A 25,929-nucleotide genomic window follows, 5' to 3' on the forward strand; every position below is an offset into this window, starting at 1 on the left:
ACAAACAACCCCGGCCCAACCAGAGGGGATCCGGGGTTGTTTTTTTCGGTGGCGACCCGAAAGCGCGGCTGAATTTCCGTTCAGCCGTTGTAACGTTTCAAGCTGGCTTCATACAGTTCGCGAGCCACTTCAATGCCCTTCCAGCCTTCAATCCGGGTTTCTTTGTTTTCGAGGTCTTTGTAGACCTGGAAGAAGTGTTCGATTTCTTTCAGGGTGTGAGCCGGCACATCCTCCAAGGACTTCACGCCGTTCCAGCGGGGATCTTCCACAGGGACGCCCAGGAGTTTTTCATCTTTTCCTTTGTCGTCGGACATCAGAAGAACGCCGATGACACGGGTTTCGATGACGCAACCCGGAAAGGTGGGAAAGGTGGTCAGTACCAAGATATCAAGAGGGTCCCCGTCTTCCGCCAGGGTTTTTTCCAGGTAGCCGTATTCGGTGGGATAATGCATCGGGGAGTAAAGCACCCGGTCCAGCCGAAATACCCCTTCTTTCTTGTCATACTCGTATTTGTTCTGGCTTCCGGTGGGAATTTCGATAAAGGCGTCCACAACCAGTTCGTTTTGCGCCATCTGTCACTACCTCCTTGGCTCTCCGATATATGTAATGACCTTTCAGGTTCCATTCTCCATTGTATTCTCTTTTTTTAGCGGAATCAATTCTGTGTTAAAATGGGGGAAGTCACACACGGAGAAACGGAGAGGGATTTATGTCGGAAGAAGAATCGGAGCATCGGATCGGAGCCCGGGTCTTTGCGGAGCGGTATCGCCGGAGAAAACTGGGTGACGCTCAGCTCGTGGATGTTCGGGAGCCGGAGGAATGGGAGGTGTACCACTTGGAGGGGGCCCGGCTGATCCCCCTTCAAACCCTTCCCCGGGCGCTGGACCGGTTGGATCCAAAGCGGAAAATCTATGTGTTCTGTGCTCACGGGGTGCGCAGTGTCCACGCTGTGAATGTTTTGTACGGCCTCGGTTTCCGAAATGTCGTCCATGTGGACGGGGGGCTGGCGGAAGTCATGCTTCATCTGGAGGGAAAATAAAGAAGGCTGTCCGGTGTTCCGGCAGCCTTCTTTTGGGAATCTATGATTATTCTTCCACTTTGATCGAATCCGTGGGGCAACCTTCCATGGCATCGTGAACATCTTCATGCAATTCTTCGGGAACTTCGGCGGTTCCCGTATTGTCGTCGAGAATCACGTAGGCGATCCCGTCCTCGTCGTAGTCGTATACATCGGGGGCCGCTGCCCCGCATGCCCCACAGGCGATACAAGTGTCTTTGTCAACCCAAGTGCGCATGAAAATCCCCTTCCATATAATAAGTCCCGTTGGCCTCCCACCCAGACATTGTAGAACGGTTTTCGCGGTTTGTAAAGAAGGGGAGCGGGAGAGCATGAATGCGGAAAAGGGGGAAACCGGTGGACTCACGGGATGAAAGGCTGTTGTTTTGGAACCTTTGTCTCACTCAGGTTCTGGTGACATTGGCGGCTTTGGGTCTGCTGGCCTATCAGGGTCGTCTCGGTTGGGAATTATGGATGCCGGCGGGTTGGGATATGTGGTTCGCAGGTCTGGCGGCCGGGCTGACGGTGGTGGCGGCGGATCTGTTTCTGTACCGATCCGTTCTCCGGAAATGGCTGGATGACGGTGGGTTGAACAAGCTCTTGTTTGGGAAGATGTCGCCAGGGGGCATCGTGTGGGTCTCGGCCGGGGTGGCGGTGTCGGAAGAGATGTTGTTTCGGGGGGCTCTTCAGTATTGGTTGGGAATCCTTTTAACCAGCCTTCTTTTTACCCTGATCCACTTCCGTTATCTGAGAAGTTGGCTGATGACCGCGCTGTTGTTCGCGGTGAGTTTGTTTCTCGGATGGGTCACGGAAGTCAGTGGCAGCCTGGTTCCCGCGACGATGGCCCACTTTACGCTGAATCTGGTTCTCGGGCTGTTGCTTCGCTTCGGAAAAGTCCGGTAAGCATGTGGACAAGGGGTGGGGGATATATTGTAATGAAAGGAGGGGGTTGGCTCTGACCGGGATCCTGATTCGGACGGCCTTCGGGTGGGTGGCGTCGGCTTTGGCTGTGCTGTCTTTTCCGGACCTCCCGATGGAGGCCCCCGCGATTTGGCGATATTTCAATCTGAACTTCCTGATTGCCCTGGGACTGTCGGTCGTGGCTGCGTGGCAGTCAGTCAAGGCGGGAAGGAAGGCGGTCTCGCGCTGGCTGTACCTTCCGTTGCCCCGGAAGTCCCTGTCCCGTCTGAAATTTTTGCTCCCCCTGCCCCTGGTTCTGTCGGCGGCCCTTTATCTTTCGGTGGAGCTTCCCCTGACGGGAGCGGCGACGGTGATGTTTTTTGCGTTCCGGGAGATCCGGGACTGGAGGAAAAAACAGAAGGCGATTGAACAACCCCGAAAAAGTCGGGCAGGCTGACTGAAACCGAAGCCCCCCCTTGACAAGCCTGGGATTCTGTAATAAAATCCTAAAGTGTCTCTTCTGCGGAGAGGTGTCCGAGAGGCCGAAGGAGCACGATTGGAAATCGTGTAGGCGGTTACCACCGTCTCGAGGGTTCGAATCCCTCCCTCTCCGCCATGTTTTTGACAGACGGAGAGATACCCAAGTGGCCGAAGGGGACGGTTTGCTAAACCGTTAGGGGGCCGTTTGGCCCCGCGCGGGTTCGAATCCCGCTCTCTCCGCCATCTATTTTTGTGGCGGCGTGGCTCAACTGGTTAGAGCGTACGGTTCATACCCGTAAGGTTGGGGGTTCGAGACCCTCCGCCGCCACCATCTCCGTTACGGGAGGAAACCTGATGGGGATTTTGCCACTTTCACAGGGGGATGAATGAAACGGGAATCCGGCTGGAAAGCCCAGGGTTCTTTTTTTATATAACCTCTGTGCCCCTGATGATGGAGAGATGCACGGAACGGGAAGTTTGTGTATGATGAAGTGGGAGAAGACAAAGAAAAGGGGACCTGACCGCGTAACGATCGATGCCTCACCCTCATACGTTGTATTGTGCGGGTCTCCAGCGAGGGAGGGTAAACCATGCGTGTCGAGCGACTCAGCCGAGACAAAATCCGCTTTTACTTATCCATGGACGATTTGATGGAGCGGGGAATCGAAAAAGAGGACATGTGGCGGGACATCCCGAAAGTACATGAGCTGTTTAACGATATGATGGATCAGGCTTATCAGGAGCTTGGTTTTGAAATTTCCGGCCCCGTGGCCGTGGAGGTCTTTGCTCTGCCGGCGCAGGGAATGGTGGTCGTTGTCACGCGGGGCAGAACGCCTTCCCCCAGCGACTTGGATGAGCTGGATGGGGATGATATGTACGAATTGGAAGTAACTTTGGAAGAGAGCGACCAAGTTATTTTTCAGTTTCAGGATTTCGAGTATCTGGTGCAGGCTGCAAGGGATGTACAGCCTCTGATGGGCAACGCCGGCAGGGTGTACGCCTATCGTGACCGGTACTTTCTGGTCCTCGACACCGATATGGAAACCGAGACCTTGCAACAGGGGATCGCTGTTCTGTCCGAGTTCGGAGAAGCTTCCACTGTGACCGAACATGTCCTTCAAGAATACGGGAAAACCATTTGGGACCAGGAAGCAGTCGGCGAAATTATCCGCTATTTTTCCTGATCCCGTTTGAGACGATCGCGGCTGAAAACCCGCGATCGTTTTATATTTATATCAACTCCGTTGACGATATGACGTTTGCCTTTCCGGCGGACTGATAAAATTCCGTTGTCCGCAAAAGTTGCCAGTCTCCGTCCAAAACCCCGGGAAACACGCGCTCAACGGAGAGGTGTTGAGTCCGGTGACATCGCAGGGCTTCCATGATTTCCCGCCTCCAGGGAGCCACCGGGATGCGATGAGTGATCTCCCGGTCGGGGGTGGTGTGGGCGGCCCGGATGATTCCGGTGGATTGGGGGATGACAATATAGTACAGGAAGGGTTGGTGAACATTTCCCAACCGGGCGACCGCTTCCCGGGTGGCGTGTTGAATCACTTGATGATCGGGGTGTCCCGAAATGCCGTGAGGGGGAAATGTGACCACCGCATCGGGTTTTTCCCGACGGATGCGCGCTTCCACATCACCCACCAGTTGATCAAAAGGAGCTTCCCGAAGTCGTCCGTCCCCGTAATCACGCAGGATCACCCGGTCAATCCCCAATACGTCCGCCGCTTCCGCCAGCTCCTTTTCGCGAACCTCTCCGAGCTGTTCCTTCGGGCAGAGGGCCGGGGTGCCGGGGTGGCCCGCTTCCCCTCGTGTGGCGCAAAAGAGTACCGTTTCGCAGTCAGGCCGGCGGGCGTACCGGACGATGGTGCCGCCGGTTGCGAAGGTTTCGTCGTCAGGGTGGGCGAAGACGAACATCAGCTTTTTTGTCATGAGAAAACCTCCTTTTAATCCCATCCATTATACCGGATGGGAAGGCACTCCTCCAGTTTCCGAGAGCCGGCAAGAAAAAGAAAAAGTCCGACAGGAATTGGTGTTCTCTTCGCAGAGCCAACTGGTGTATACTTGATTATGAATTTATGGGAATCATTCTTTTTGAGGTGGTCAGGGATGGAACAACAGTCGGAAGCTTCCAATCATGAACGGATGGAAGAGAATTTGGATGTCCTCATCTCCACGCAAACCGTGATTAAACGCGCCCTGGATAAGTTGGGTTATCCGGGTCAGGTCTTCGAACTCCTGAAAGAACCTCTCCGTGTCATGCACGTACGGATCCCCGTGCGGATGGATGACGGAACCGTTCAGGTCTTCACCGGTTACCGGGCCCAGCATAACGATGCGGTGGGGCCGACAAAAGGAGGGGTGCGGTTTCATCCGGATGTTACCGAAAGTGAAGTGAAGGCGCTTTCCATCTGGATGAGCCTGAAAGCCGGGATCGTGGACCTGCCCTACGGAGGCGGAAAAGGCGGGATCATCTGCGACCCCCGGAAGATGTCCTTCCGGGAACTGGAACGCCTTTCCCGGGGTTACGTCCGTGCCATCAGCCAGATCGTCGGACCCACGAAAGACATCCCGGCACCGGATGTTTTTACCAATTCCCAGATTATGGCCTGGATGATGGATGAGTACAGCCGGATTCGTGAGTTTGATTCCCCGGGATTCATTACCGGAAAACCGTTGGTGCTGGGAGGGTCCCGTGGCCGGGAGACCGCCACCGCCAAGGGTGTGACGATCATGATCCGGGAAGCGGCCAAAAAGAGAAACCTGTCCATGAAGGATGCCCGGGTGGTTATCCAGGGGTTCGGAAACGCGGGAAGCTTTCTGGCGAAGTTCATGAGCGATTCCGGAGCCAAGGTGATCGCGATCTCTGACGCCTACGGTGCCTTGTACGATGAGAACGGGTTGGATATCGATTATCTGCTGGATCGCCGCGACTCTTTCGGCACGGTGACCAACCTGTTCAAGAATACGATCACCAATCAGGAGCTCTTGGAGCTCGATTGCGACATCTTGGTGCCCGCCGCGGTGGAAAACCAGATCACGGCGGCCAATGCCCACCGGATCAAGGCCGACATCGTGGTGGAGGCGGCCAATGGTCCGACCACCCTGGAGGCGACACGAATCCTCAGCGAACGGGGAATTCTGCTGGTCCCCGACGTCCTGGCCAGTGCAGGGGGAGTGACGGTCTCGTATTTTGAATGGGTGCAGAACAATCAGGGGTATTACTGGTCGGATCAAGAAGTGGAACAAAAGCTGGAAGAGATTATGGTGAAGGCTTTTGAAACCGTCTACCAAACGTCCCAAACGCGGAAAGTTGACATGCGGCTTGCCGCCTACATGGTGGGTGTACGCAAAATGGCGGAGGCGTCACGGTTCCGCGGTTGGGTATAAATATAAGAGTGAAAAAGGACAGAAAGGCACCGTTCACAGAAGGTGTTTTTCTGTTTTCCTGTTCAGCGAGGAGGATGAGTCTTGAGAGATCTGATCGTGATCGGGGCGGGCCCTTGCGGATTGTCCGCCGCCACTGAAGCCAAAAAGCGGGGACTGGAACCCCTGGTGATCGAGAAGGGTTGCATCGTCAATTCGGTTTATCACTACCCCACCCACATGCAGTTTTTCAGCACTCCGGAACTGTTGGAGATCGGGGGTCTGCCGTTTGTGACGGCGGGGGAAAAACCGAGTCGGCAGGAAGCTCTCAAATACTACCGTGCGGTGGTGAAAGCTTACGATCTGGACGTCCGCACCTATGAGAAAGTGACCGGGGTGGAGAAAGGAGACGGAACCTTCACCGTCCGAACGGAGAAGCAAGGGAAGGGGCGCACCTACACTTCCCCTCATGTGGTCTTGGCCACCGGGTACTACGATTCGCCCAACAAGCTGAACATCCCCGGAGAGGAACTTCCCAAGGTTCATCACTACTATACGGAAGGTCATCCATACTCCGGCCTGAACGTGTTGGTGATCGGCGGGAAAAACTCCGCCGTTGACGCCGCCATGGATCTTTACCAGGCAGGGGCCAACGTGACGATGGCCTACCGGCGCGAAGCTTTTACGGACAGTGTGAAAGCCTGGGTGAAACCGGTGATCGAGAGCGCGATCAGGAAGGGTTGGATCACCATGCACTGGAACACCGTGGTGAAGGAGGTCCGGGAGCATGAAGCGGTTCTGGAAAAAGAAGGCGAAACCTTCACCATTCCCAACGATGTCGTTTTTGCCATGACCGGTTATCATCCCAGAACGGAAATGCTGAAGAAACTCGGGGTGGGGTTTCATCCGGACAGCGGAGCCCCTGTCCATGATCCGGAGACGATGGAGACGACAGTACCCGGACTCTACATCGCCGGAGTGATCGCAGCCGGATTCGATGCCAATTCCATCTTCATCGAAAACGGGCGGTATCACGGCGAAAAAATCGCCGCCCACATCAGCCGGAAAAGGCAGGTGGCGGCGACCTGATCCTCTATTGCTCATCGTAGTGCTCACTGAAAAAGGACTGGAGGACAGCCGGTTCCCGGCTGACATGAAGCGCGACCATCAATTGGATTCGCGCTTTTTGTCCGTTCAGCCCGTTGGAAAAAATCATGCCCCAATCCTTCAGCTGCTTGCCTCCTCCCTTATACCCGTAACTGTCTTCCACGAATCCGTTGTAGCAGCGGGACACCAGCACAGCGGGAATGCCCCGGTCAAGGGCTTCCTTCAGGGCGGGAAGCATCGCCGGTGGCAGGTTGCCCTGTCCCAGTGCCTCCAGGACCAGGCCGTTGGTTCCCGAATCCAGTGCGGCGCGGATGAACAGGTCATCGGTGCCGGCTGCGGCCTTGATCAGATGGATGCGGTCCGTGGGGGGAAGCTGGGGAAACAGCCGGCTTCGTTTCAGGGACTGGTGGAACACCAGGTCTTTTTTGGTCAGGCTCCCGATCGGTCCCTGGGCGGGGGAGCGGAATGTGGCCACATTGCTGGTGTGGGTTTTGGTGACTTGGCGGGCGGCGTGAATTTCATCGTTGAACACGACCAAGGTTCCTTTGCCCCACGCTCCCGGGTGGGCGGCGGTACGGACCGCATTCACCAGGTTGAGGGGTCCGTCCGCTCCCAATTCATTCTGGCTCCGCATGGCTCCGGTCACCACCACGGGTTTTTCACCGGGGACGGTTAAATCCAGAAAAAAAGCGGTTTCTTCCAAGGTGTCGGTTCCATGGGTCACCACCACCCCGTCGATTTCGTCGCGCTGAAGATGGGAAGTGACCCGTTCCCCGATCCGATACATCCATTCGGGGGTGATATGGGGACTCGGCAAGTTGCAGAAATGGTCCATTTCCACTTGGGCGTGGCGGGAAACCACCGGAAGGACGGACTGCAACGCTTCCGATCCTTTGGGTTTAAGGCTGTGGGTTTTTTCGTCTTCTGCCATGGCGATGGTTCCGCCGGTGGTGATGACTGCGATTCGTTTCATGTCTCTCCTCCGGTTGGTTTTACGAAGTCCATTGTTTTTATCATATTACATACGGTGGCAAAACCCAAGAAGCGGTTAATAGAGGCGGTTTCCGTCCATAATGGAGGGAAACGGCATCAACATATCTGGAAAACGGCCGGAAAACGGAGGGACACGATGGGAGAACGTCGATATCTGGTCCGAATCCGTTGTAAACAATGCGGTGAACGTTTTGTTCTGAAAGGCAGCATGAAGAAGGGAAAATTGGATACGGGATTTAAACAGTGCCTCTGTGAGAACAATGATCCCGCCGGGTTCGAAATTACATCAGAGAGGCTGTGAAGAGCCGACCGCCCAAGGTCGGCTCTTTTGATTGCATAAAGGTGGGAATCGACGCTCAAACTATCTTCGAAGAATCAAAGGGAAGGAGGTCGAACAACCAATGGGCCAAGGTCCTGCAAGGATGTCTCATCATCTGCCTCCTACTGTACCTTCGCCGCGGTGGCGGACGCCAGATCTGGCTGTCTCCCGATCCCCCTCCGAGCGAATGCGGGATGCCATGAACGGCTGGGATCCGGCCCGCGGAAAGGTTGATGATTTCGACTCCGATACCGCCACTGCCGGATGGATGGAGTCTGTCCGCGAAACACATTTTTTTGAGAATAAGGAGTGATTCAGTCGTGTACAGACGAATCGCCGCCGTGCTCTTTCCTGTGACCGCGCTGGCTTTGATCGGGGCAGCGGTCTGGGGATACCAGGAAAACCAGGAAAAGAACAGCTTGTTAATCAAAGCGGAAAACCAATATCAACGGGCTTTTCACGACCTGAATTTCCATATGGACAAACTGCAGGATGAACTCGGGAAAGCCCTTGCGCTCAATACCCGAAAGCAGTTGTCCAATTGCATGACCGATGTATGGCGGCTTTCATTCGCCGCACAAAACGATGTGGGTCAGTTGCCGCTTTCGATGATGCCTTTTGACAAAACCGAAGCGTTCCTTTCCCGGATCGGGAATTTCACCCACCGGGTAGGGGTTCGGGATTTGGATAAGAAGCCCCTCACCGATCGGGAGTACAATACGCTTCGCACCCTCTACAAGCGGGCGGGCGCCATTCAGAAGGATCTGCAAAACGTACAGTCCCAGGTATTGTCCAAAAATCTCCGCTGGATGGATGTCGAACTGGAGATGGCGGCCGAAGACAAAGCAATGGACAACACCATCATCAACGGGTTCAAAAAGGTGGATAAACTGTCCGAAGGCTATGAAGAAGTGGACTGGGGCCCCAGCGTCAACAACTTGGAGTCCAATCAACGGAAAAAGACGGCCCGATTGAAAGGAAAGCCTGTAACCCCGGCGGAAGTGAAAGAAAAAATGGCAGACATCCTGGATCGTCCTGACACCCGGGGGATGGAAGTGGTCCGGAATCGAAAAAACGACACGCCGACCTACAGTGTTCGGGTCAAAGCCAAGAACGGCCGGGAGGTATTCGCCGACGTGACCCGAAAAGGGGGGCATGTTCTCTGGCTGAACTACGACCGGCCCGTCAAAAACCGAAAACTGAATTTGGAACAAGCTCAGGCCGAAGCCATCCGGTTCCTGGACCGGCTGGGTTATCCGGAGATGGAAGCGATCCACTATGACGAAACCGGGAACATGGCGGGGATCACATTCGTCCGAAAGCAGGGCAATGTCTTGATCTATCCCGAATCGCTCGTGGTCAAAGTGGCTCTTGACAACGGAGAGATCACCGGTTATCAGGGGGATAACTACGTTTTCAATTACAAGGCGAACCGAAACCTGAAACCCAAATTGACCTTGGCGGAGGCCCGGAAGTCGGTCAACCCCAGGTTGAAGGTGAAGGAATCCAGGCTGGCCGTGATTTTCGGGGAAAACGGAAAGGAAACCCTTTGCTACGAATTCTTGGGCCAATTGGGGAAAAGTCGGTACCGTCTCTTCATTAACGCCCAAAACGGGGACGAAGAGGCCGTTGAGAAAATCAAGGACCAGAATCTGAATACCCTGTAGATCAAAGAAAGGGGCCGGCCCGGGAGCCGGCCCCGGCCTTTTGACAAAATCGCCTGAAAAAATGGTTTCAGTCGTTGCAAGCCTTTTACCTTTATGGTATCCTAAAGAAGAACTCATACAAGGGAATACATAGCGAACCAACCATTCGCGTCGTCGCTGGCCTAATGGATTTCCAACAGGAAATTTACCATTCAATCGAGATGAATCAAATACCGTTCATCCGCTCTGAGCAGGCCATGTCCTGCTCTTTCTATTTTTTTATCCCTTCTGTTGTAGGAGGACCTGTCGCATGAGTCGTCTGTCGATCGCGATCGACGGCCCCGCGGGAGCCGGAAAAAGCACGGTGGCCCGCCAGGTGGCCGGGAGACTGGGCTTGACCTATGTGGATACCGGCGCCATGTACCGCGCCATCACGTGGAAAGCCCTGAAAGAACAAGTGGACCTCAGAGATGAACAAACCGTCTCCCGCCTAGCACGGGAGACTGAGATCCGGTTGACCCCGGGAAAGGATGGAATGGAGGTCTGGGTGGACGGGGAAAGGGTGACCCGGGCCATCCGGACTCCGGAAGTCACCTCCCATGTTTCCCTCATCGCCGGACAGCAGAGGGTCCGGGAAGTGCTGGTCGATAAGCAGCGGGAGATGGCCAGCCGCGGAGGCGTTGTGATGGACGGCCGGGACATCGGGACCCACGTTCTGCCCGATGCCGATGTGAAGGTATTTCTGACAGCCTCCATCGAGGAGAGGGCAAAACGGCGTTACCGCGAGCTGGTTCGCCGCGGTTACAAAGTGGACTGGGAAGAGTTGAAGGAAGAGATCCGGATCCGGGACGAAAAGGACCGGAACCGGGAACATTCACCCTTACGTCCGGCGGAGGATGCCGTTCACCTGGATACAACAGGGCTGTCGATTGAAGAAGTGATTCGGGCGATCCTGGATCTCTCCCGAAGCAAAGTGGGCGGTGTGGAGTAAAACATGTGGTACCGATGCTTTCATTTTTTATTCCGGGTCCTGTTCTCCACCTTATACCGGGTGGAAATTCGGGGGGCGGAAAATATTCCTTCCTCGGGTCCCGTGGTTGTCTGTTGCAATCATATCAATACTCTGGATCCTCCCCTTCTCGGCTCGGCGATGGAGCGCCCTGTCCGTTTCATGGCCAAAAGGGAACTCTTCGATATTCCGGTCCTTTCTTTTCTCATCCGGCGTTTCGGTGCATTCCCCGTAAACCGGGGTGCCACGGATAAGCGGGCACTGAAGCAAGCCCTGGAGGTTTTGAAACAGGGGGAGGTTCTCGGGGTGTTTCCCGAGGGAACGCGATCCAAAAGTGGCAAACTGGGTAAGGCCCACACCGGCGCCGCGTTCATCGCTCTGAAAGGCGGGGCCCGGTTGGTTCCCGCCGCCATCATCGGCCCATACCGCCTTTTCCGCCCGATCCGGGTTCACTTCGGTTCTCCGATGGATCTGGAAGATTACCGGGGAGAACGGCTGACTTCAGAGACCCTTCGGAGGGTGACCGAAAAAATGATGGAAGAGATTCAGGACCTTCTTTCGGGGGCCTGTCGGAAATGAAGGCGTTGTTTCTTTGCCTTCCGGCTGTTGCTTTGGTGTTCTTCTACCGCAGCATCATCACCTCGAGCGGATTCCGCAGAGGAGTCGGGAGGTCGGAGGTTCGGCGGCGGTCCCGTCGCTTCACCTTTTGGGTCGTGAGCTTCGCGGCCGGTCTCACGCTTTTCGCCGCCGGGGTCAGGGTGGGATTGATCGGCGGGGCGGTTGCCTTGGGCGGCGGCTTAATTCTGGCCGGTGCACTGACCACAGGATTAATGAAATTAAGGGACTGGCTTTCTTAATTTCATTGTTCATCTCTCCGTACCGGGGAGATCATAAATCTTCGTTGATTTTTTGTAGGTAAATGAGGAGGTTGTCGTTCATGGTGGAAGAAATGAAATCCGAGATGGCGGAAGTGACTCCTTTGAACCGCGGGGACATTGTCAAGGGGAAAGTGACCAAGGTGGAAGACAATCAGGTGTTGGTGGATGTCAATTACAAGTTTGACGGCGTCATCCCGATCTCCGAACTCTCCAGTCTGCATGTGGATAAAGCTTCCGATGTGCTGTCCGAAGGAGATGAAGTGGAGGTAAAAGTGATCCGCATCAACGATGAAGAAGACAAACTGATCCTTTCCAAAAAAGCGGTGGATTCCGATCGCGCTTGGGAAGAACTGCAGCAAAAATACGAAAGCGGGGAAACCCTGGAAGCGGAAGTGGCCGACGTTGTGAAGGGCGGTCTGGTGGTGGACCTGGGTGTTCGCGGATTCATTCCGGCCTCCCTGGTGGAACGCCACTACGTCGAAGATTTCTCCGACTACAAAGGCCGGACCCTCAGCCTGAAAGTGGTTGAAATCGATCCGGCCAAAAACAAGCTGATCCTTTCCCGGAAAGCGGTTCTTGACGAAGAAGCCGAGCGGAAAAAACAGGAGACCCTGGACAGCCTGGAGCCGGGCCAGATTCTGGAAGGAACCGTCCAACGTCTGACCGATTTCGGTGCTTTTGTGGACATCGGGGGCGTGGACGGCTTGGTGCACGTTTCGGAGTTGGCCTGGACCCGTGTGGAGCATCCTTCCGAAGTGCTTTCCGAAGGTGACCGGGTGAAAGTGAAAGTGCTGAAAGTGGATAAGGACAATGAACGAATCAGTCTCAGCATTAAAGAAACCCAACCGGGCCCCTGGGACAAAGTCTCCGATGCCATTCAGACAGGGGATGTCGTCAAAGGCACGGTGAAACGCCTCGTCTCCTTCGGCGCTTTCGTCGAGGTGTACGACGGGGTGGAGGGTCTGGTTCACATCTCCCAGATCTCCCGCCGCCATATTGCCTCTCCTTCCGAGGTTTTGGAAGAAGGACAGGAAGTCCGGGTGAAGGTACTGGATATGCAACCGGAACAAAAACGGATCAGCCTCAGCATCAAAGAGGTGGAACAGGAAGAAGCCCGGGAAGAGCTGAAGAACCTGGATCGCAACAACAACGGGATGAACGTCACCCTGGGCGACGTCTTCGGAGATCAGCTCCGTCGTCTGAAGTAAGGAACTTACGGACGAACCTCCGGCCATATGCCGGGGGTTTTTTTATGGCTGAAACCGGTCAACAACAGACATACTAAGGGGGAAAACCTTGAGGAGGAAGGGAAGATGGTCGCGGGAACCCTGACCGTACTGATCTGTCTGTCCATGGCCGTCCTGATTCAGACGGGCTGGTTTCCTTTTTTGGAAGAGGAGTGGGGCACCAAAAAAGAATGGTTGGCCTTGGGTCTGTTCCTGGAAGCCTTATTTCTCCGGGTACTGATCCCGCCGGCCGGGCCGGTTCAGGTGCACGTTGGAATACTGATGTTGCTCCCCTTGTTGAACCGGTGGTGGAAACGGAGAAAAGAGAACGGTCTGATGCTCACTTCATCCGCTTTTTTTGCCGGAGCGATTCTTTTTCTTCTTCGGGAGCTTTACTGGATCGAACCGGTTGCTCAATGGGGCGGTCCGCGGGGAGGTGGATTGCTGATCACTCTGGCGGTGGCCCTTCTTTCTTCCTCATCCTTGTCAGACCGGTTGATGGTGACCGTGGGGGGGATGTGGGCCGGGGAAGGCATGTTTTTGTCCTTCCACCGGAGAGAGCTGAACCCGGTCTCCTTCGGGGAAGCCGATTTTCTCGACTTTCTGTGGTCTGCAATGGTGCTCACTCTTCTCCTTCACGTGGGATTCAAGCACGCCCTGCATTGGGTTCGGAATGTGAAAGGACTGACATGAGAGAGGATGGAAATCGATGACCCACAGCTATACGATGGCGGTCGTGTTCGGGTTGATAGCCGGTTTCCTGTGTCGGATCCGGATGCTTCGGACCGACTTCCGGCAATACCCCACATACCCGCACGGAAGGGTCATCCATCTCTCCTTGGGACTGATCGCCGCGGGACTCGGGGCCGTGGCTGTCCCGGCCCTGTTTGAAAAGAACTACACGGCAATCACGTTTCTGGCCCTTGCGGCCCAACAATTCCGGGAAGTCCGGAACATGGAAAGGGAAACGCTGTCCAAATTGGACGAGATGGAACTGGTAAAGCGGGGAGCGACCTATATCGAAGGGATCGCCATGGTATTCGAAGGAAGGAACTTCCTGGTGATCCTTTCCGCTTTTCTCACCTCCCTGGCTGTAATGATCGGCCGTTGGCCCTGGGGGATCTTGGTCGGACTGGTTGTGGTGGGATTAACCGGGTGGCTTCGTTCGGGAAAATCCCTTGATCAGATTGCGGATGTCCAAATTGCTTCCGTAAGGTTGAAAGGCCCCAACTTGTATGTGGATGACATTTACATCATGAACATCGGACTGGAAGACAACCGCCGGCGGATTCGGGAGCACGGAGTGGGGGTCGTGGTGGTTCCCAAGGATCGTCACAGCCGGTTTACGTTGGCCAACACGGGGCAGCGGCAGGCCATCCTTCACGATGTTTCCGTGGTGCTCGGGGTATTCCGGGACACGGGTGAACCCTCCCTGGTTCCCCTGATCAAACGGGACCTGAATGACGGCCGGTTGGGAGTCTTTCTTTTGCCGGAAGAGAAGGATCCTGAAGCGGTCCTCGAAGTGGTCCGTCGTGTGCCGGTGTTGGAAAGTGCGGTCCGCATGCCGTTGACACCATCCCGGAATCAGCGATCAACCTGAAAAGGAGGGTTGGGGAATGGGTACCACCTTCGAAAAAACGATCTTGGCCGTCGTTTCCAGCAACCGGGAACAAGTGGCGGGGGGGGCTCCTCTTTTTTATGAGAAAGATCGGAAACAGGTTCAGGAAACCGCGTTTCTTCTGGAAAAAATCCTGGACGGGATGGCTCACGAACTGAACGACCACACCATGATCATTGTGCGCCACGGATCGTGACCGCGGGGAGAGAGAAGTGACTCCTTTACTCAGAAATGGGGGGATGAAAGACTCTCCTCCCTGAACATCATGAAGGGGGAAGTGTGGGCTTTAAACCCCTTCTGTGATAGAATCATACTGGTCGGCCTGAAAAACCTGAGGGATCGGATTTTGCGGACGGCCCCTGAAAATGTCGAGGAGAGGAAATCACCCATGAGTTTGCCTGTCGTTGCCATTGTCGGCCGCCCCAATGTAGGCAAGTCGACGCTGTTCAACCGAATTGCAGGAGAACGGATTGCCATCGTGGAAGATAAACCGGGGATCACCCGGGATCGGATATACAGCCGTGCCGAATGGAACGGCCGAGCCTTCCATCTGATCGATACCGGCGGCCTGGAGTTCGAGGAAAAAGATGAAGTGTTGGAGCATATCCGTCACCAAGCCGAACTGGCCATCGAAGAAGCGGATGTCATTCTGTTCGCGGTGGATGGACGTGTGGGCGTGACCGCCACCGATGAGGAGGTGGCCCGCCTGCTCCGCCGGTCTGGAAAGCCCGTGGTGCTCGCTGTGAATAAACTGGACCATTTCAAGCACCAGGACCAGGCATATGAGTTTTATCAACTCGGCTTCGAGGAGGTAGTCGCCGTCTCCTCTCTTCACGGGATCGGGACGGGAGATCTTCTGGATGCGGTGGTGAGCCGTTTTCCGGAACGGGAAGAGGAAGAATACGACAAAGATACCATTCGCGTAGCCATCATCGGCCGCCCCAATGTGGGCAAATCGTCTTTGGTCAACCGGATTCTCGGGGAGGAACGGGTCATCGTGAGTCCCGTGGCGGGTACCACCCGGGATGCCGTCGACACCCCTTTCACCTATGAAGAACAGGACTATGTCATCATTGACACCGCAGGAATGAGAAAACGGGGGAAGGTTTACGAATCAACGGAAAAGTACAGTGTCCTTCGGGCCGTCCGGGCGATTGAACGCTCCGATGTGGTGATCGTCGTGCTGGATGGAAGCGAAGGTGTGACGGAACAGGACAAACGGGTGGCCGGAATCGCTCATGAAGCAGGCCGGGGAGCCGTTTTGGTTGTCAATAAATGGGATGCGGTGGAAAAAGATCATCAAACGATGCAGCGTTTCACCCGGACCATCCGGGAGGAATTCGCCTTTATGGATTACGCGCCGATTCTGTTTATCTCCGCCAAGACCGGACAACGCGTCACGCGGGTTCTCCCGGCGGTGAAGGAGGCCGCGGACCAACACGCGATGAGGATCCCCACCGCGGTGTTAAACCAGGTCCTTCGGGATGCCGCCATGTCCACCCCTCCATCCACGGTTCACGGGAGGAGGGCCCGTATTCAGTACGGGACTCAGGTATCCGTCAAACCACCGGTGTTCGTGCTGTTTGTCAACGATCCCGAGCTGGTGCATTTCAGTTACATAAGGTATCTGGAGAACCAGCTCCGGGAAGCCTTCGGTTTTGTCGGAACGCCGATCCGGATCTTGTTGCGAAAGAAAAAGAAAGACTGAAAAACAACGGGAGAGGAGGGGTTCACATGGGTGTCTCCATCCTTGTGGTGGTACTCTCATACCTGATCGGCTCCATCAGTTTCAGCTACTGGATCACCCGCCTGCTCAAAGGAATCGATATCCGGATGCACGGAAGCGGCAACGCGGGCGCGACCAACATGTTGCGAGTGGTCGGCAAAGGTCCGGCGATTGCGGTTTTCCTCTTGGATGCGCTGAAAGGGGTGGCCGCCGTCGGGCTGGCAGCCGGACTTTCGGAAAATGCCGCTCTCATGTTTTTGGCGGGCATCATGGCGATTATCGGCCATAATTGGCCCGTATTTCTCGGGTTTCGGGGCGGAAAAGGGATTGCGACCACGATTGGGGTGACGGCGACTCTGACGTTTTTGGCTGCCTTGATCTCGGGGGCGGCGGCCATCCTGGCCATTATCCTTACCCGTTATGTCTCGTTGGGCTCCCTGATTTTCGCCGCTGGTCTGCCCCTGATGATCATGCTCTTAAATTATCCGGACTCTTATTTTTATCTCAGCCTGATCATCACGGTAATGGCTTTTATCCGCCATTTCGCCAACATCCGACGGTTGCTGAAGGGGACGGAAAGCAAACTGGGCGCAAGCGGGGGACAACAGAGATAGCAGACGGAGGGCAAAGGTCATGACCAAAAAGAAAGCGGCCGTCCTCGGGGCGGGCAGTTGGGGAACCGTCCTGGCGGCGGTATTGGAAGACAACGGACTGGATGTGACACTGTGGGCGCGCCGGAAGGAGCTTGCCGCCGAAATCAACCGGCAGCGGACGAACAGCCGGTATCTTCCGGATATCCACCTTCCGGAGGCCTTGAAAGCCGTGGATTCCATCGAAGAGGCCGTGGCGGGGAAAGATCTGGTTTTATTCGTGGTTCCCTCCCATTCGATGCGGGCGGTGGCCAAAATGGCCGCGCCTCATTTGGGGGAAGAGACTGCGGTGATTCATGCCGCCAAGGGGTTTGAGCTGGGTTCCCTCAAACGGATGTCCGAAGTATTGGAAGAAGAGCTCCCTGCTTCCAACTCGGAGCGGATCGCTGTTCTCTCCGGTCCGAGCCATGCCGAAGAGGTGATCCGGAAGTCCCCCACCGCCGTGGTGGTGGCCTCCAACCATCCGTCCGCCGCGGAAGAGGCTCAGTCTTATCTTATCAACTCGTATTTCCGGGTTTACACACATCCCGATGTGACGGGGGTGGAAGTCGGCGGCTCCCTGAAGAACATCATCGCCCTGGGGGCCGGACTGACAGATGGACTGGGGTTTGGCGACAATGCCAAAGCGGCCCTGGTCACCCGGGGGTTGGCTGAAATGGCCCGCTTGGGGATGGCGATGGGAGCCAAGCCGATCACCTTTGCCGGCTTATCCGGCGTGGGGGATCTCGTGGTGACTTGCACCAGCCGTCACAGCAGGAATTGGCGGGCCGGACATCTTTTAAGCAAAGGCATCGGTCTGGAAGAAGTATTAAAGAGAATGGGAATGGTGGTCGAAGGGGTGAAGACCACACAGGCCGCGATCGGGCTGGCGGAGAAGAACCGGGTGGAGATGCCGATTGCCCGGGAGTTGTACGCGGTTCTCTTCGACGGGAAGCATCCCCGGCAGGCCGTGGAAGATTTGATGGCCCGGGGGAAGACGGATGAGATGGAGGAGATGATCCGGGGGGAGCGGGAATGAGCCTATTATCCGCCGCATTGTTGCAAAGCGGGTCTTTTTCACATACGCTGTAGTACATCCGGTTTCATCCGCCAACGACAGCGCAGGCTCTTAGCTAAGGGGAACAGGGACCAGCAGGTGCTCGGGCGGAATCCGGAAATAAAACAGGGGTAACGCCGAAAGCGTTACCCCTGTTTTCTTTTTCGTCCCCGTTCGTCGGCCTCATATCCGGAGGTTTTTGCTTGCGTGAATTCGGTCATCATCTGCCTGAAAAAAGGAGATTGCAAAAATTTCAGCATTTGGGGAATGTCGATATTCTGCAGGAGGGTGGAAAGAGAGCCTCCTTGGCCCGCTTCTTCATCGGGGCCCGGGAGGTTCAGGCGCGGAATCTCCTCTTCTTCGTGGCGGTTGGGTTTCACCAACCGGAGGGGCGGACGGAACCGCCGGCGCGGAAAGGCACGACCCTGCCCGACAAAATGGTTGGCGATTTCGAACATTTGATATGCATTGTCCATGATTTTTTCGATCCGTTGAAGGGATGAACTCAAGTCCTTCAAAGTGGAACGAAGGGTATAGAAACCGTTGATCATTTTGCTCAGGTCGATCGAGGACAGATCCAATGGTTTTTCCGGTGGCGGGGTCGACCGGGTCTGTCGTCGGGTCCGTCTCGGCTGGCGGCGTTTGGACGGCCTCGGGGACCGCTCTGTTCGCATTTTTTGATTCGGCAAGGCTGATCTCCTCCACTTCGGGCTGTTGTCTCCCTATCCTATGCGTTTATCCCGGGCGGAGATATGGACAGGAGCCCGGAAGATTGGTGGGCGGGTGTGGATTTGCTATACTGGGTTTAGCATGAAAGAAGGAAGATGATGCACTTGGATGCCATGATCAGTATCATCCTGCTGTTGGTTGCCAATTTCATGATCGCTTGGACGCGTCAATTAAGCACCGGCTGGGTGCGTGTCGTATTGTCCATCATCGCCGTGCTGCTTTTGGTGCCCGCATTCCTGTTCGGGATCCGGGCCATTATCTGAAAAGCAAGGGACGAAAGCAGGAGGGACTCTGATGAGCCGATGGAAGAAGGTGGCTGTATTTTTGACCGGCCTGCTGTTGTTGGCCGGCTGTGTCCGAACCGAGGAGTTTAACCGACAGGTTTCGGAGAAACTGCCCGAAGAGGTGCAGGAGGTCCAGACCGCTGTCGATTTATACAGGGCGGAGAATAACGACGTGCTTCCGCTTAAACCCCCGCAGGGACCGACTCTGTACCAGAAGTACATTGTCGATTTCTCCAAACTGGAGCCCTATCTGGGGAGCGTACCCTCCAATTCCTTTCAGAAAGGCGGAAACTTCGTTTTTGTCGTCGTCGACCCCGGCAAGAAGCCGAAGGTGAAAGTGATGGACCTCCGGGTGACCGAGAAGCTTCGGGAACTTCAGGGGCGGGTGAATGTCTACCGCGAGGAACATGGAAATCCGCCAACGGGGAAGAAGGAAGGGGAAGGGCTTTACGCCCTCGACTTTGAAAAGCTGAAGACCGACCCCGTCACCATTCCCAGCCCGTACCATTCCCAGCTTTCTCTGCCGCTGCTGGTGGACCGGAAAGGCGTAGTCCACGTGGATTACCGCATGGATGTGGTGCGGATGATGGAGGAATCAGGGAAAGAGCCGGGTAAAGGGGAAGACCTGAGGCGGTTGTTGGTCCGCGATTCTCTCATTGTGCCCGCATACTCGCCCCGGATGGAACTGAAAAAGGGAGATCCGGTGCTGAAGATGGAAGAATAAACCGCCGCGGCCGGTCATAAACAAGTAGACAAAGGATATGGAAAAGCGGGGAGATTGGTCGTGGGAACATTGGAAAATCTTTTGATCCACCTTATTGCCGTTCCGGCGATTTTCCTCCTGGGACGGTTGTCCGCTGTCAAAGTCACCGGGTTTCGCATCCGGAAGCATCGGGCCGGCGACCCCCCCGAATGGGGAAATGACCGGATCCCGCGTTGAAAGACTGTCCGTTCTCGGACAGTCTTTTTGTTTTTTGCCCGGGAACGTTCATAACCGGGAAACCCCTTCATATATTTATAGTGTCCAAATTCCATTGGAGCGTATAGAGGAGGCGGTTCTCCTTCGCACCGACGACACGAAGGTGGGAGCCGGAACACTTGAGGGAGGGGTTCTGAGTGAAGAGAGTCGATATCTTCAAAGATATTGCCGAACGAACGGGAGGAGATATTTATTTGGGTGTGGTCGGTGCGGTTCGCACCGGCAAGTCCACCTTTATCAAACGTTTCATGGAACAAGTGGTGATTCCCAATATCAGCGAGGAAGCCGACCGCGCCCGGGCCACGGACGAATTGCCCCAGAGCGGGGCGGGTAAAACCATCACCACCATCGAGCCGAAATTCATTCCCAACCAGGCCGTGAAGATCCAGGTGAGCGAAGGCATCGACATCAATGTTCGGTTGGTTGATTGCGTCGGATACGCGATCAACGGGGCCAAAGGATATGAGGATGAATCCGGGCCCCGGATGATCAACACCCCCTGGTACGAAGAGCCGATCCCGTTCCAAGAAGCAGCGGAGATCGGTACCCGGAAGGTGATTCAAGAGCATTCCACATTGGGGGTGGTGATGACCACCGATGGATCGATTACGGACATCCCCCGCGAGGATTATGAGGAAGCGGAGGAGCGGATTGTCGAAGAAATGAAGGAAGTCGGCAAGCCCTTCATCCTTGTCCTCAACTCCACCCGTCCCTACAATGAAGAAGTTCAGGCGTTAAGGGATGAACTCGCGGAAAAATACGACATTCCCGTACTGGCCATCAGCGTGGCCACCATGGGGGAAGAGGAAGTATACAGTATATTGAAGGAAGTGCTGTTCGAATTCCCCGTGCACGAAGTGAACGTGAACCTTCCCAGCTGGGTGATGGTGCTGGACGAAGAGCACTGGCTGAGACAGGATTTTGAAACCTCCGTGCGGGAGACGGTGAAAGATATCCGGCGTCTCCGTGATGTGGACCAGGTGGTGGGCCACTTCTCCCAGTACGAATTCATCGATCGGGCCGCCCTTTCCGGAATGGATATGGGTCAGGGAGTGGCGGAAATTGATCTCTTTGCGCCGGATGAGCTGTATGACCGGATTCTCACGGAGGTTGTGGGTGTCTCCATTCGCGGAAAAGATCATCTTCTGCAGTTGATGCAGGAATTCTCCAAAGCAAAGCGGGAATACGACAAGGTTTCCGAAGCCATTCAGATGGTCCGGACCACCGGCTACGGGGTAGCGGCACCCACATTGGAGGAAATGGAGTTGGATGAGCCGGAATTGATCAAACAGGGGTCCCGTTTCGGTGTGCGCATGAAGGCGACCGCCCCTTCGATTCATATGATCCGGGTGAGCGTTCATTCGGAGTTCGCACCCATTATCGGCTCCGAGCGACAAAGTGAAGAACTGGTCAATTACCTGATGCGGGACTTCGAATCGGATCCTTTGAGCATCTGGGAATCCGACATCTTCGGACGGTCCCTCCATTCCATCGTCCGGGAAGGGATCCAGGCCAAACTGTCGATGATGCCGGAGAATGCCCGTTACAAACTCCAGGAAACGTTGGAGAGGATCATCAACGAAGGTTCCGGCGGATTGATCGCCATCATCCTATAACTCCTCCCCAATTCCAACTCCCTTGAAAAGCGCTCTGAAATGGAGTGCTTTTTTGCTTTTTTGGGCTGAAACCCGCGTAAACACTTGATATCGCACGGTTGAGTGTATTACTATAGGTTTGTCCCGCCCGGGAGACGGGCTTGGGATGTATAGGTTCGGCAGGAACGGTGAAACATGGGTTTAGAACCGAATCACCCGGAGGGGAGGTGAGGGTTTTGAACAAGACGGAACTGATTTCCCAAGTTGCTGAAAAAACCAACATGACCAAAAAAGACGCGACTCAGGCGGTGGATGCCGTGTTGGATGCGATCACCGAAGCGCTGAAAAACGGTGACAAGGTGCAGCTGATCGGGTTTGGTAACTTTGAAGTGCGTGAACGTGCCGCCCGCAAAGGCCGCAACCCGCAAACCGGCAAGGAAATCGATATCCCCGCCAGCAAGGTGCCCGCTTTCAAACCGGGTAAAGCGCTGAAAGACGACGTCAACAAGTAAGCGGAAGGGATGGGTACATACTTCTCACCCGGGGGGGCGGTTGTGTGCCGCTCCCCCTGCACTGGGTACAGTCGGGTGTGGAAGGTGTTTCCTTTTCGCGGACTGTACCAGAAGGCCCCGCGGGGCCTTTATTTTTTCACGGACCGGATTTGCCCGTCACTGCCGGGTGAGATAAAATAGGATCCCGTGGCAGACCATGCACTTGAAGCGTTGTGAAAAAGTGAGCGGCAGCATTTACCCAAAGCCGTTCCGGCTGCACTCACAGAGCACAAGTCTCGCCTGGGTCGCTTGCGCTCCTTGGTTTCGCTATGCACTCACAGAGCACAAGTCTCACCTGGGTCGCTTGCGCTCCCTGGTCTCGCTATGCTGTCCTGCAGAGATGGTTGCACTGTCCGCTCCGAATCATCCTGCTGCGGGCAGGGGCAAATGCCTTCGGATGCAACACAGAGAAGCTTTTGCCCCTGAACGCCCTTGCTGGCTGATTCTCTGCCGGGCAGGACAGCAAAGTCGCTATTTTGGGTAAACGCTTCCCCTTTTCTCGAAACGAACATGAAATCACAACGCTTCTTGATAATACAGAAAGAGTTCCAGGATGGAGGCGAAGGGGATGGAAGTCAACCACGAAAAGATTCAGAAGGCAGTCCGCATGATCCTGGAGGCGGTGGGGGAGGATCCCGACCGGGAGGGACTGAGAGATACACCTGCCCGCGTGGCACGGATGTATGAAGAGGTTTTTTCCGGTATGAATGAAAAGCCGGAGGAGTATTTCTCCACTCTGTTCAGTGAAGATCACGAGGAAATGGTATTGGTCAAAGACATTCCGTTTTTCTCGATGTGCGAGCATCACCTGGTTCCCTTTTACGGGAAAGCCCATGTGGGTTACATTCCCAAAAGGGGCAGGGTGACGGGCTTAAGCAAACTGGCCCGGGCGGTGGATGCGATTGCCCGTCGTCCCCAGCTTCAGGAGCGGATTACTTACACTGTCGCGGATTCAATCGAGAAAACCCTTCAACCCCATGGGGTGATCGTGGTGGTGGAAGCGGAGCATATGTGCATGACCATGCGCGGGGTGAAAAAACCGGGTTCCCAAACGGTCACCTCCGCCGTGCGCGGCGTTTTTGCAAAAGATCCGGCCGCCCGCGCGGAAGCGTTCAGTTTGATCGGCACCGGAAAAAAATGATTCAAAAAACCCGACATAAACCCTTGACACTTATCCGGAACCGGGATATACTAATCAATGTCGCTTCGATGAAGCAAACATCGACAGGACATGACGGGAATATGTCGGGCTATGGCGCAGCTTGGTAGCGCGCTTGCATGGGGCGCAAGAGGTCGTCGGTTCAAATCCGGCTAGCCCGACCAATCAGAAAGCTCTCCAGGCAAGGAGAGCTTTTTTCTTTCTCCCGCATCACTCTTGCAAAGGAGGCTCTTTTCATGGGTGGTCCAAATGGGGAATTTTTCCTCGTGAAGGCAAAAGAAAACGGCGTGAGCGTGATCGGTCTGACTCGCGGCAAAGACACCCGGTTTCATCATTCGGAGAAGTTGGATAAGGGGGAAGTGATGGTGGCCCAGTTCACCGAACACACTTCCGCTGTCAAAGTCCGGGGAAAGGCGCTGATCATGACCCCCTTCGGAACGATGGACACGGAAGAAGAGGATTGACCGGCTGAGGCATGTTCTCCCTCCCTCCCACCATACAATGGTAATGAGAGACAAGGAGGGGATCGGGTGGCGAACGTGGCCCAGAGGTTGTTTGCTTCGATCTTCATTTCCCTGATGGCCGCCGGTCTTTTGTCCCTGTTACCTGCATTGGACGGGCAGGATGGCCGAAGCGGGGGCATTCCGGTGTTTGGTTCGCATAAACCGCGGGTGCTCACGGAGGACACTTTGGTGGATGTTCTCCTGCATCAGCCGGCCGGGTTTCGGGTGGTTCATGCAGATTGGGACGGGAGCCGGCTTTTGTTGAAGCTTCGCCAGACCGAGGGCGCGGAGGAAACGCTGTACCGGACCATGGTGGAGTGGCTTCGCGGCACCTTGGTTTATACCTCCAACGTGAAAGCCGTCGTGATGGAGGTGTTCCCCACGGAAGGGGAGACCAAGGTCATTGTCCGTGCCCGGAGGGGAGATCTGGCCTCCGATCCGTCGATGGAAGGTGCGGAAAAAATGCCGGCCTCAAGATACCTGAAGCGGATGTTTCACCTTTCGAGGGAGCGGATCGACCGGTAGAAAGTGCCGTGTCGCTCATGAGAAAGTGTGTTATACTGAATGGGAATGTTCTCATTTGACTGCAGTTGAGCGGGGGGCTCATCATGACCACGATCTCCGAGGAAGTGGACCGGATCGCGGCGGAAATCGACCGTCAGGTCCGTCATCCTTTTTTGGAACGATATATTCACCGGCAGGAAGTGCCGGTCCCTTTTGTGAGAGTGCTGTATCTCATGATGCGTGCACGGGGGCTCCCCGAGGACCGGATCCGGCTGTACTGCGTCACGACGACGCTTCTCCAGATGGGCCTTTCGATCCATGAAACCGTCACCACGGAGAGGGAAACGGAGGCCGATCGCTTGCGTTCCCGTCAACTCACCGTGCTGGCCGGTGATTACATGAGCAGCCTGTTTTATAAAAATCTGTCCGAAGCGGGGGAAATCGAAGGGGTGGCCCGCCTGTCCAGAGCCATTTGCGACATCAACGAAGCCAAGATGGAGCTGTACGGTTTCAGGAATCAGTCCGAGATTTTTCCGTCCGTGTTCCTCCGTCTCGCCAAGAGGATCACCGGGGGCTTGGTGACGCATCTTTCCCATTTTTTTTGGGAGGATCCCGGAAGGGACAATCCGTGGGATCCGTTGGCGGAGAATCTGCTCCTTCTCTCCGGATGGACCGGGCTGAAGGTGCCGGCGGCGGAGACAGCCGGCGGGGTTCCCGAAACCCTTCTGCGTTCGTTGGCGGCGGAGACCGTCCGGCAGCTCCGGAAGGTACGCCCGCTGGAGATCCGCCATGAGCTGATGGACTGGTTCCGGGGGACGTTAACCCTTCGGTTGGGCGAATCCCTGGTCCGGGAGGGCTGAGACACGTGCACAGAGAAGAAACAAAAACCCAGTTTGTTCACCGGGTGTTTGAGGACATTGCCAAGAATTACGACCGGATGAACACGTTACTCAGCTTCCGCCGGCACAAAAGCTGGCGGAAATTTGCCATGAAAGAAATGGACGTTCAACCGGGGGATTCGGCGATCGACGTCTGTTGCGGGACTTGTGACTGGGCCATCTCCCTGGCCGTTTCCTCCGGGAGCGGAAAGGTTGTCGGCCTGGATTTCAGCCGGAATATGCTCCGGGTCGGGGAGGAGAAGCTGCGGAAGCGGGGATTGGACAAGCAGGTGGAGTTGGTTCATGGAGATGCGATGGAACTGCCTTTCCCCGACAACCATTTTGACCATGCCACCATCGGTTTTGCCCTGCGCAACGTCCCGGATTACCGTCATGTTCTCCGCGAGATGGCCCGGGTGGTCAAACCCGGGGGCCAAGTGGTCTCCCTGGAACTTTCCAAGCCCACCTGGCCCCCTTTCCGTTCGGTCTATTATCTTTATTTTCAACGGGTCCTTCCCTTTTTGGGGAAACTGTTCGCCAACCGTTACGAGCAGTATAAATGGCTTCCCGAGTCCCTCCTGGATTTTCCCGATTACAAGGAATTGGCCCGAATCATGGAAGAACAAGGGTGCTTTGACCGGGTCCAGGTGCATCCGTTGACCGGGGGAATCGCCGCGCTTCACATCGGGACCGTGAAATCCTGAAGGTGGGAAGCCGGGGAGGGATGGAGGTA

The 25,929-nt window shown here is 55.5% G+C and carries 32 protein-coding genes and 4 tRNA genes; 31 read left to right on the top strand and 5 right to left on the bottom strand.

Translation table 11 applies throughout. The annotated features are described in order from the left end of the window. Positions 1-80: 80 nt before the first annotated feature. The gene (locus C8P63_RS08325; RefSeq protein WP_108023112.1) at positions 81-572 is read right to left on the bottom strand and encodes an inorganic diphosphatase; all 492 of its coding nucleotides are present in this window, start codon (positions 570-572) and stop codon (positions 81-83) included. 137 nt (positions 573-709) lie between these two features. Here C8P63_RS08325 and C8P63_RS08330 point away from each other — a divergent pair, with 137 nt between their 5' ends. Beyond that, positions 710-1,039 (top strand): rhodanese-like domain-containing protein, encoded by a 330-nt coding sequence (locus tag C8P63_RS08330; RefSeq protein WP_108023114.1) that lies wholly within the window; start codon positions 710-712, stop codon positions 1,037-1,039. A gap of 46 nt (positions 1,040-1,085) precedes the next feature. On the opposite strand, the gene C8P63_RS08335 is transcribed toward C8P63_RS08330, so the two are convergent. Continuing rightward, on the bottom strand, positions 1,086-1,295 hold the full coding sequence (locus C8P63_RS08335; RefSeq protein WP_108023116.1) for a ferredoxin: 210 nt from the start codon (positions 1,293-1,295) through the stop codon (positions 1,086-1,088). A 119-nt stretch (positions 1,296-1,414) separates the two neighbouring features. Here C8P63_RS08335 and C8P63_RS08340 point away from each other — a divergent pair, with 119 nt between their 5' ends. From C8P63_RS08340 to C8P63_RS08365, 6 genes are all read left to right on the top strand, one after another. Next, the gene (locus tag C8P63_RS08340; RefSeq protein ID WP_170109570.1) at positions 1,415-1,960 is read left to right on the top strand and encodes a CPBP family intramembrane glutamic endopeptidase; all 546 of its coding nucleotides are present in this window, start codon (positions 1,415-1,417) and stop codon (positions 1,958-1,960) included. A gap of 46 nt (positions 1,961-2,006) precedes the next feature. Next, positions 2,007-2,414: a hypothetical protein gene (locus C8P63_RS08345; protein WP_108023120.1), complete on the top strand. Its 408-nt coding sequence runs from the start codon at positions 2,007-2,009 to the stop codon at positions 2,412-2,414. Positions 2,415-2,481: 67 nt separating this feature from the next. Continuing rightward, positions 2,482-2,573: transfer RNA gene (locus C8P63_RS08350), tRNA-Ser, on the top strand. A 14-nt stretch (positions 2,574-2,587) separates the two neighbouring features. Continuing rightward, positions 2,588-2,680: transfer RNA gene (locus C8P63_RS08355), tRNA-Ser, on the top strand. An 11-nt stretch (positions 2,681-2,691) separates the two neighbouring features. Next, positions 2,692-2,768, top strand: a tRNA-Met gene (locus C8P63_RS08360). Positions 2,769-3,027: 259 nt separating this feature from the next. Continuing rightward, complete coding sequence (locus C8P63_RS08365; RefSeq protein WP_108023122.1) at positions 3,028-3,621, top strand: genetic competence negative regulator; 594 nt, start codon at positions 3,028-3,030, stop codon at positions 3,619-3,621. Positions 3,622-3,667: 46 nt separating this feature from the next. On the opposite strand, the gene C8P63_RS08370 is transcribed toward C8P63_RS08365, so the two are convergent. After that, positions 3,668-4,372 carry a PIG-L deacetylase family protein gene (locus C8P63_RS08370; protein ID WP_170109571.1) on the bottom strand — a complete coding sequence of 235 codons (705 nt, stop codon included), beginning with the start codon at positions 4,370-4,372 and terminating at the stop codon, positions 3,668-3,670. A 177-nt stretch (positions 4,373-4,549) separates the two neighbouring features. On the opposite strand from C8P63_RS08370, the gene C8P63_RS08375 reads away from it, so the two are divergent. Beyond that, positions 4,550-5,830, top strand: a complete 1,281-nt coding sequence (locus tag C8P63_RS08375) for a Glu/Leu/Phe/Val family dehydrogenase (protein ID WP_108023126.1) — start codon at positions 4,550-4,552, stop codon at positions 5,828-5,830. Between the two features lie 81 nt (positions 5,831-5,911). Next, the gene (locus tag C8P63_RS08380; protein WP_108023128.1) at positions 5,912-6,895 is read left to right on the top strand and encodes a YpdA family putative bacillithiol disulfide reductase; all 984 of its coding nucleotides are present in this window, start codon (positions 5,912-5,914) and stop codon (positions 6,893-6,895) included. A gap of 4 nt (positions 6,896-6,899) precedes the next feature. Here the strand turns inward: C8P63_RS08380 and C8P63_RS08385 are convergent, their stop codons facing one another. Beyond that, on the bottom strand, positions 6,900-7,886 hold the full coding sequence (locus tag C8P63_RS08385; RefSeq protein WP_108023130.1) for an asparaginase: 987 nt from the start codon (positions 7,884-7,886) through the stop codon (positions 6,900-6,902). A gap of 659 nt (positions 7,887-8,545) precedes the next feature. Here C8P63_RS08385 and ypeB point away from each other — a divergent pair. The 11 genes from ypeB to C8P63_RS08440 all read left to right on the top strand — a co-directional run bounded on the left by ypeB (position 8,546) and on the right by C8P63_RS08440 (position 17,996). Further along, complete coding sequence (ypeB, locus tag C8P63_RS08390) at positions 8,546-9,892, top strand: germination protein YpeB (RefSeq protein ID WP_245920791.1); 1,347 nt, start codon at positions 8,546-8,548, stop codon at positions 9,890-9,892. A gap of 289 nt (positions 9,893-10,181) precedes the next feature. Beyond that, entirely contained in the window at positions 10,182-10,862 is a 681-nt protein-coding gene (cmk, locus tag C8P63_RS08395) for a (d)CMP kinase (RefSeq protein ID WP_108023133.1), read from the top strand. A gap of 3 nt (positions 10,863-10,865) precedes the next feature. Next, positions 10,866-11,459: a lysophospholipid acyltransferase family protein gene (locus tag C8P63_RS08400; protein ID WP_108023135.1), complete on the top strand. Its 594-nt coding sequence runs from the start codon at positions 10,866-10,868 to the stop codon at positions 11,457-11,459. Beyond that, positions 11,456-11,737: a hypothetical protein gene (locus tag C8P63_RS08405; RefSeq protein ID WP_108023137.1), complete on the top strand. Its 282-nt coding sequence runs from the start codon at positions 11,456-11,458 to the stop codon at positions 11,735-11,737. Before C8P63_RS08400 ends, C8P63_RS08405 begins: the two co-directional genes overlap by 4 nt. 80 nt (positions 11,738-11,817) lie before the next feature. Then, positions 11,818-12,966 (top strand): 30S ribosomal protein S1, encoded by a 1,149-nt coding sequence (gene rpsA / locus C8P63_RS08410; RefSeq protein ID WP_108023139.1) that lies wholly within the window; start codon positions 11,818-11,820, stop codon positions 12,964-12,966. Between the two features lie 105 nt (positions 12,967-13,071). Next, on the top strand, positions 13,072-13,677 hold the full coding sequence (locus tag C8P63_RS08415) for a YphA family membrane protein (RefSeq protein WP_108023141.1): 606 nt from the start codon (positions 13,072-13,074) through the stop codon (positions 13,675-13,677). Between the two features lie 16 nt (positions 13,678-13,693). Continuing rightward, on the top strand, positions 13,694-14,584 hold the full coding sequence (locus C8P63_RS08420) for a YIEGIA family protein (protein ID WP_108023143.1): 891 nt from the start codon (positions 13,694-13,696) through the stop codon (positions 14,582-14,584). A gap of 16 nt (positions 14,585-14,600) precedes the next feature. Further along, positions 14,601-14,798, top strand: a complete 198-nt coding sequence (locus tag C8P63_RS08425) for a capping complex subunit for YIEGIA (protein WP_108023146.1) — start codon at positions 14,601-14,603, stop codon at positions 14,796-14,798. Positions 14,799-14,990: 192 nt separating this feature from the next. After that, the gene (der, locus tag C8P63_RS08430; protein WP_108023322.1) at positions 14,991-16,310 is read left to right on the top strand and encodes a ribosome biogenesis GTPase Der; all 1,320 of its coding nucleotides are present in this window, start codon (positions 14,991-14,993) and stop codon (positions 16,308-16,310) included. Between the two features lie 26 nt (positions 16,311-16,336). Then, positions 16,337-16,942 (top strand): glycerol-3-phosphate 1-O-acyltransferase PlsY, encoded by a 606-nt coding sequence (gene plsY, locus C8P63_RS08435; RefSeq protein ID WP_108023148.1) that lies wholly within the window; start codon positions 16,337-16,339, stop codon positions 16,940-16,942. Positions 16,943-16,961: 19 nt separating this feature from the next. Next, entirely contained in the window at positions 16,962-17,996 is a 1,035-nt protein-coding gene (locus C8P63_RS08440) for an NAD(P)H-dependent glycerol-3-phosphate dehydrogenase (protein WP_108023150.1), read from the top strand. A gap of 164 nt (positions 17,997-18,160) precedes the next feature. Here C8P63_RS08440 and C8P63_RS08445 read toward each other — a convergent pair whose 3' ends face one another. Further along, a complete protein-coding gene (locus tag C8P63_RS08445; protein WP_146172144.1) occupies positions 18,161-18,703 on the bottom strand; it encodes a hypothetical protein in 543 nt (180 codons plus the stop codon). A gap of 138 nt (positions 18,704-18,841) precedes the next feature. On the opposite strand from C8P63_RS08445, the gene C8P63_RS19060 reads away from it, so the two are divergent. From C8P63_RS19060 to C8P63_RS08490, 11 genes are all read left to right on the top strand, one after another. Further along, the gene (locus C8P63_RS19060) at positions 18,842-19,006 is read left to right on the top strand and encodes a hypothetical protein (protein WP_170109572.1); all 165 of its coding nucleotides are present in this window, start codon (positions 18,842-18,844) and stop codon (positions 19,004-19,006) included. A 31-nt stretch (positions 19,007-19,037) separates the two neighbouring features. Continuing rightward, positions 19,038-19,751 carry a hypothetical protein gene (locus C8P63_RS08450; protein ID WP_108023155.1) on the top strand — a complete coding sequence of 238 codons (714 nt, stop codon included), beginning with the start codon at positions 19,038-19,040 and terminating at the stop codon, positions 19,749-19,751. A 60-nt stretch (positions 19,752-19,811) separates the two neighbouring features. Beyond that, positions 19,812-19,967: a hypothetical protein gene (locus C8P63_RS19065; protein ID WP_170109573.1), complete on the top strand. Its 156-nt coding sequence runs from the start codon at positions 19,812-19,814 to the stop codon at positions 19,965-19,967. A gap of 176 nt (positions 19,968-20,143) precedes the next feature. Then, complete coding sequence (gene spoIVA, locus C8P63_RS08455; protein WP_108023157.1) at positions 20,144-21,622, top strand: stage IV sporulation protein A; 1,479 nt, start codon at positions 20,144-20,146, stop codon at positions 21,620-21,622. Positions 21,623-21,837: 215 nt separating this feature from the next. Continuing rightward, positions 21,838-22,113, top strand: a complete 276-nt coding sequence (locus C8P63_RS08460) for an HU family DNA-binding protein (protein ID WP_108023159.1) — start codon at positions 21,838-21,840, stop codon at positions 22,111-22,113. Between the two features lie 607 nt (positions 22,114-22,720). Further along, positions 22,721-23,293 (top strand): GTP cyclohydrolase I FolE, encoded by a 573-nt coding sequence (gene folE / locus C8P63_RS08465; protein ID WP_108023161.1) that lies wholly within the window; start codon positions 22,721-22,723, stop codon positions 23,291-23,293. Between the two features lie 105 nt (positions 23,294-23,398). Further along, positions 23,399-23,475, top strand: a tRNA-Pro gene (locus C8P63_RS08470). A gap of 72 nt (positions 23,476-23,547) precedes the next feature. Beyond that, positions 23,548-23,775, top strand: a complete 228-nt coding sequence (mtrB, locus tag C8P63_RS08475; RefSeq protein WP_108023163.1) for a trp RNA-binding attenuation protein MtrB — start codon at positions 23,548-23,550, stop codon at positions 23,773-23,775. Positions 23,776-23,841: 66 nt separating this feature from the next. Beyond that, positions 23,842-24,339 carry a hypothetical protein gene (locus C8P63_RS08480; RefSeq protein WP_108023165.1) on the top strand — a complete coding sequence of 166 codons (498 nt, stop codon included), beginning with the start codon at positions 23,842-23,844 and terminating at the stop codon, positions 24,337-24,339. 83 nt (positions 24,340-24,422) lie between these two features. Next, a complete protein-coding gene (locus C8P63_RS08485) occupies positions 24,423-25,178 on the top strand; it encodes a heptaprenyl diphosphate synthase component 1 (protein WP_108023167.1) in 756 nt (251 codons plus the stop codon). Beyond that, positions 25,175-25,900, top strand: coding sequence for a demethylmenaquinone methyltransferase (locus C8P63_RS08490; RefSeq protein ID WP_425437273.1), 726 nt, complete (start codon positions 25,175-25,177; stop codon positions 25,898-25,900). Before C8P63_RS08485 ends, C8P63_RS08490 begins: the two co-directional genes overlap by 4 nt. Positions 25,901-25,929 lie beyond the last annotated feature (29 nt).

This window comes from Melghirimyces profundicolus (assembly GCF_003054245.1).
In the GTDB taxonomy this organism is placed as follows: domain Bacteria; phylum Bacillota; class Bacilli; order Thermoactinomycetales; family DSM-45169; genus Melghirimyces; species Melghirimyces profundicolus.

Bases quoted from the DNA above. Each gene is read 5' to 3' on its own strand.
- C8P63_RS08325 (WP_108023112.1), bottom strand. From the start codon at position 572: ATGGCGCAAAACGAACTGGTTGTGGACGCCTTTATCGAAATTCCCACC.
- C8P63_RS08330 (WP_108023114.1), top strand. From the start codon at position 710: ATGTCGGAAGAAGAATCGGAGCATCGGATCGGAGCCCGGGTCTTTGCG.
- C8P63_RS08335 (WP_108023116.1), bottom strand. From the start codon at position 1,295: ATGCGCACTTGGGTTGACAAAGACACTTGTATCGCCTGTGGGGCATGC.
- C8P63_RS08365 (WP_108023122.1), top strand. From the start codon at position 3,028: ATGCGTGTCGAGCGACTCAGCCGAGACAAAATCCGCTTTTACTTATCC.
- C8P63_RS08370 (WP_170109571.1), bottom strand. From the start codon at position 4,372: ATGACAAAAAAGCTGATGTTCGTCTTCGCCCACCCTGACGACGAAACC.
- C8P63_RS08375 (WP_108023126.1), top strand. From the start codon at position 4,550: ATGGAACAACAGTCGGAAGCTTCCAATCATGAACGGATGGAAGAGAAT.
- C8P63_RS08385 (WP_108023130.1), bottom strand. From the start codon at position 7,886: ATGAAACGAATCGCAGTCATCACCACCGGCGGAACCATCGCCATGGCA.
- cmk (WP_108023133.1), top strand. From the start codon at position 10,182: ATGAGTCGTCTGTCGATCGCGATCGACGGCCCCGCGGGAGCCGGAAAA.
- C8P63_RS08400 (WP_108023135.1), top strand. From the start codon at position 10,866: ATGTGGTACCGATGCTTTCATTTTTTATTCCGGGTCCTGTTCTCCACC.
- C8P63_RS08405 (WP_108023137.1), top strand. From the start codon at position 11,456: ATGAAGGCGTTGTTTCTTTGCCTTCCGGCTGTTGCTTTGGTGTTCTTC.
- rpsA (WP_108023139.1), top strand. From the start codon at position 11,818: ATGGTGGAAGAAATGAAATCCGAGATGGCGGAAGTGACTCCTTTGAAC.
- C8P63_RS08415 (WP_108023141.1), top strand. From the start codon at position 13,072: ATGGTCGCGGGAACCCTGACCGTACTGATCTGTCTGTCCATGGCCGTC.
- C8P63_RS08420 (WP_108023143.1), top strand. From the start codon at position 13,694: ATGACCCACAGCTATACGATGGCGGTCGTGTTCGGGTTGATAGCCGGT.
- C8P63_RS08425 (WP_108023146.1), top strand. From the start codon at position 14,601: ATGGGTACCACCTTCGAAAAAACGATCTTGGCCGTCGTTTCCAGCAAC.
- der (WP_108023322.1), top strand. From the start codon at position 14,991: ATGAGTTTGCCTGTCGTTGCCATTGTCGGCCGCCCCAATGTAGGCAAG.
- plsY (WP_108023148.1), top strand. From the start codon at position 16,337: ATGGGTGTCTCCATCCTTGTGGTGGTACTCTCATACCTGATCGGCTCC.
- C8P63_RS08440 (WP_108023150.1), top strand. From the start codon at position 16,962: ATGACCAAAAAGAAAGCGGCCGTCCTCGGGGCGGGCAGTTGGGGAACC.
- C8P63_RS19060 (WP_170109572.1), top strand. From the start codon at position 18,842: ATGCACTTGGATGCCATGATCAGTATCATCCTGCTGTTGGTTGCCAAT.
- C8P63_RS08450 (WP_108023155.1), top strand. From the start codon at position 19,038: ATGAGCCGATGGAAGAAGGTGGCTGTATTTTTGACCGGCCTGCTGTTG.
- folE (WP_108023161.1), top strand. From the start codon at position 22,721: ATGGAAGTCAACCACGAAAAGATTCAGAAGGCAGTCCGCATGATCCTG.
- mtrB (WP_108023163.1), top strand. From the start codon at position 23,548: ATGGGTGGTCCAAATGGGGAATTTTTCCTCGTGAAGGCAAAAGAAAAC.
- C8P63_RS08485 (WP_108023167.1), top strand. From the start codon at position 24,423: ATGACCACGATCTCCGAGGAAGTGGACCGGATCGCGGCGGAAATCGAC.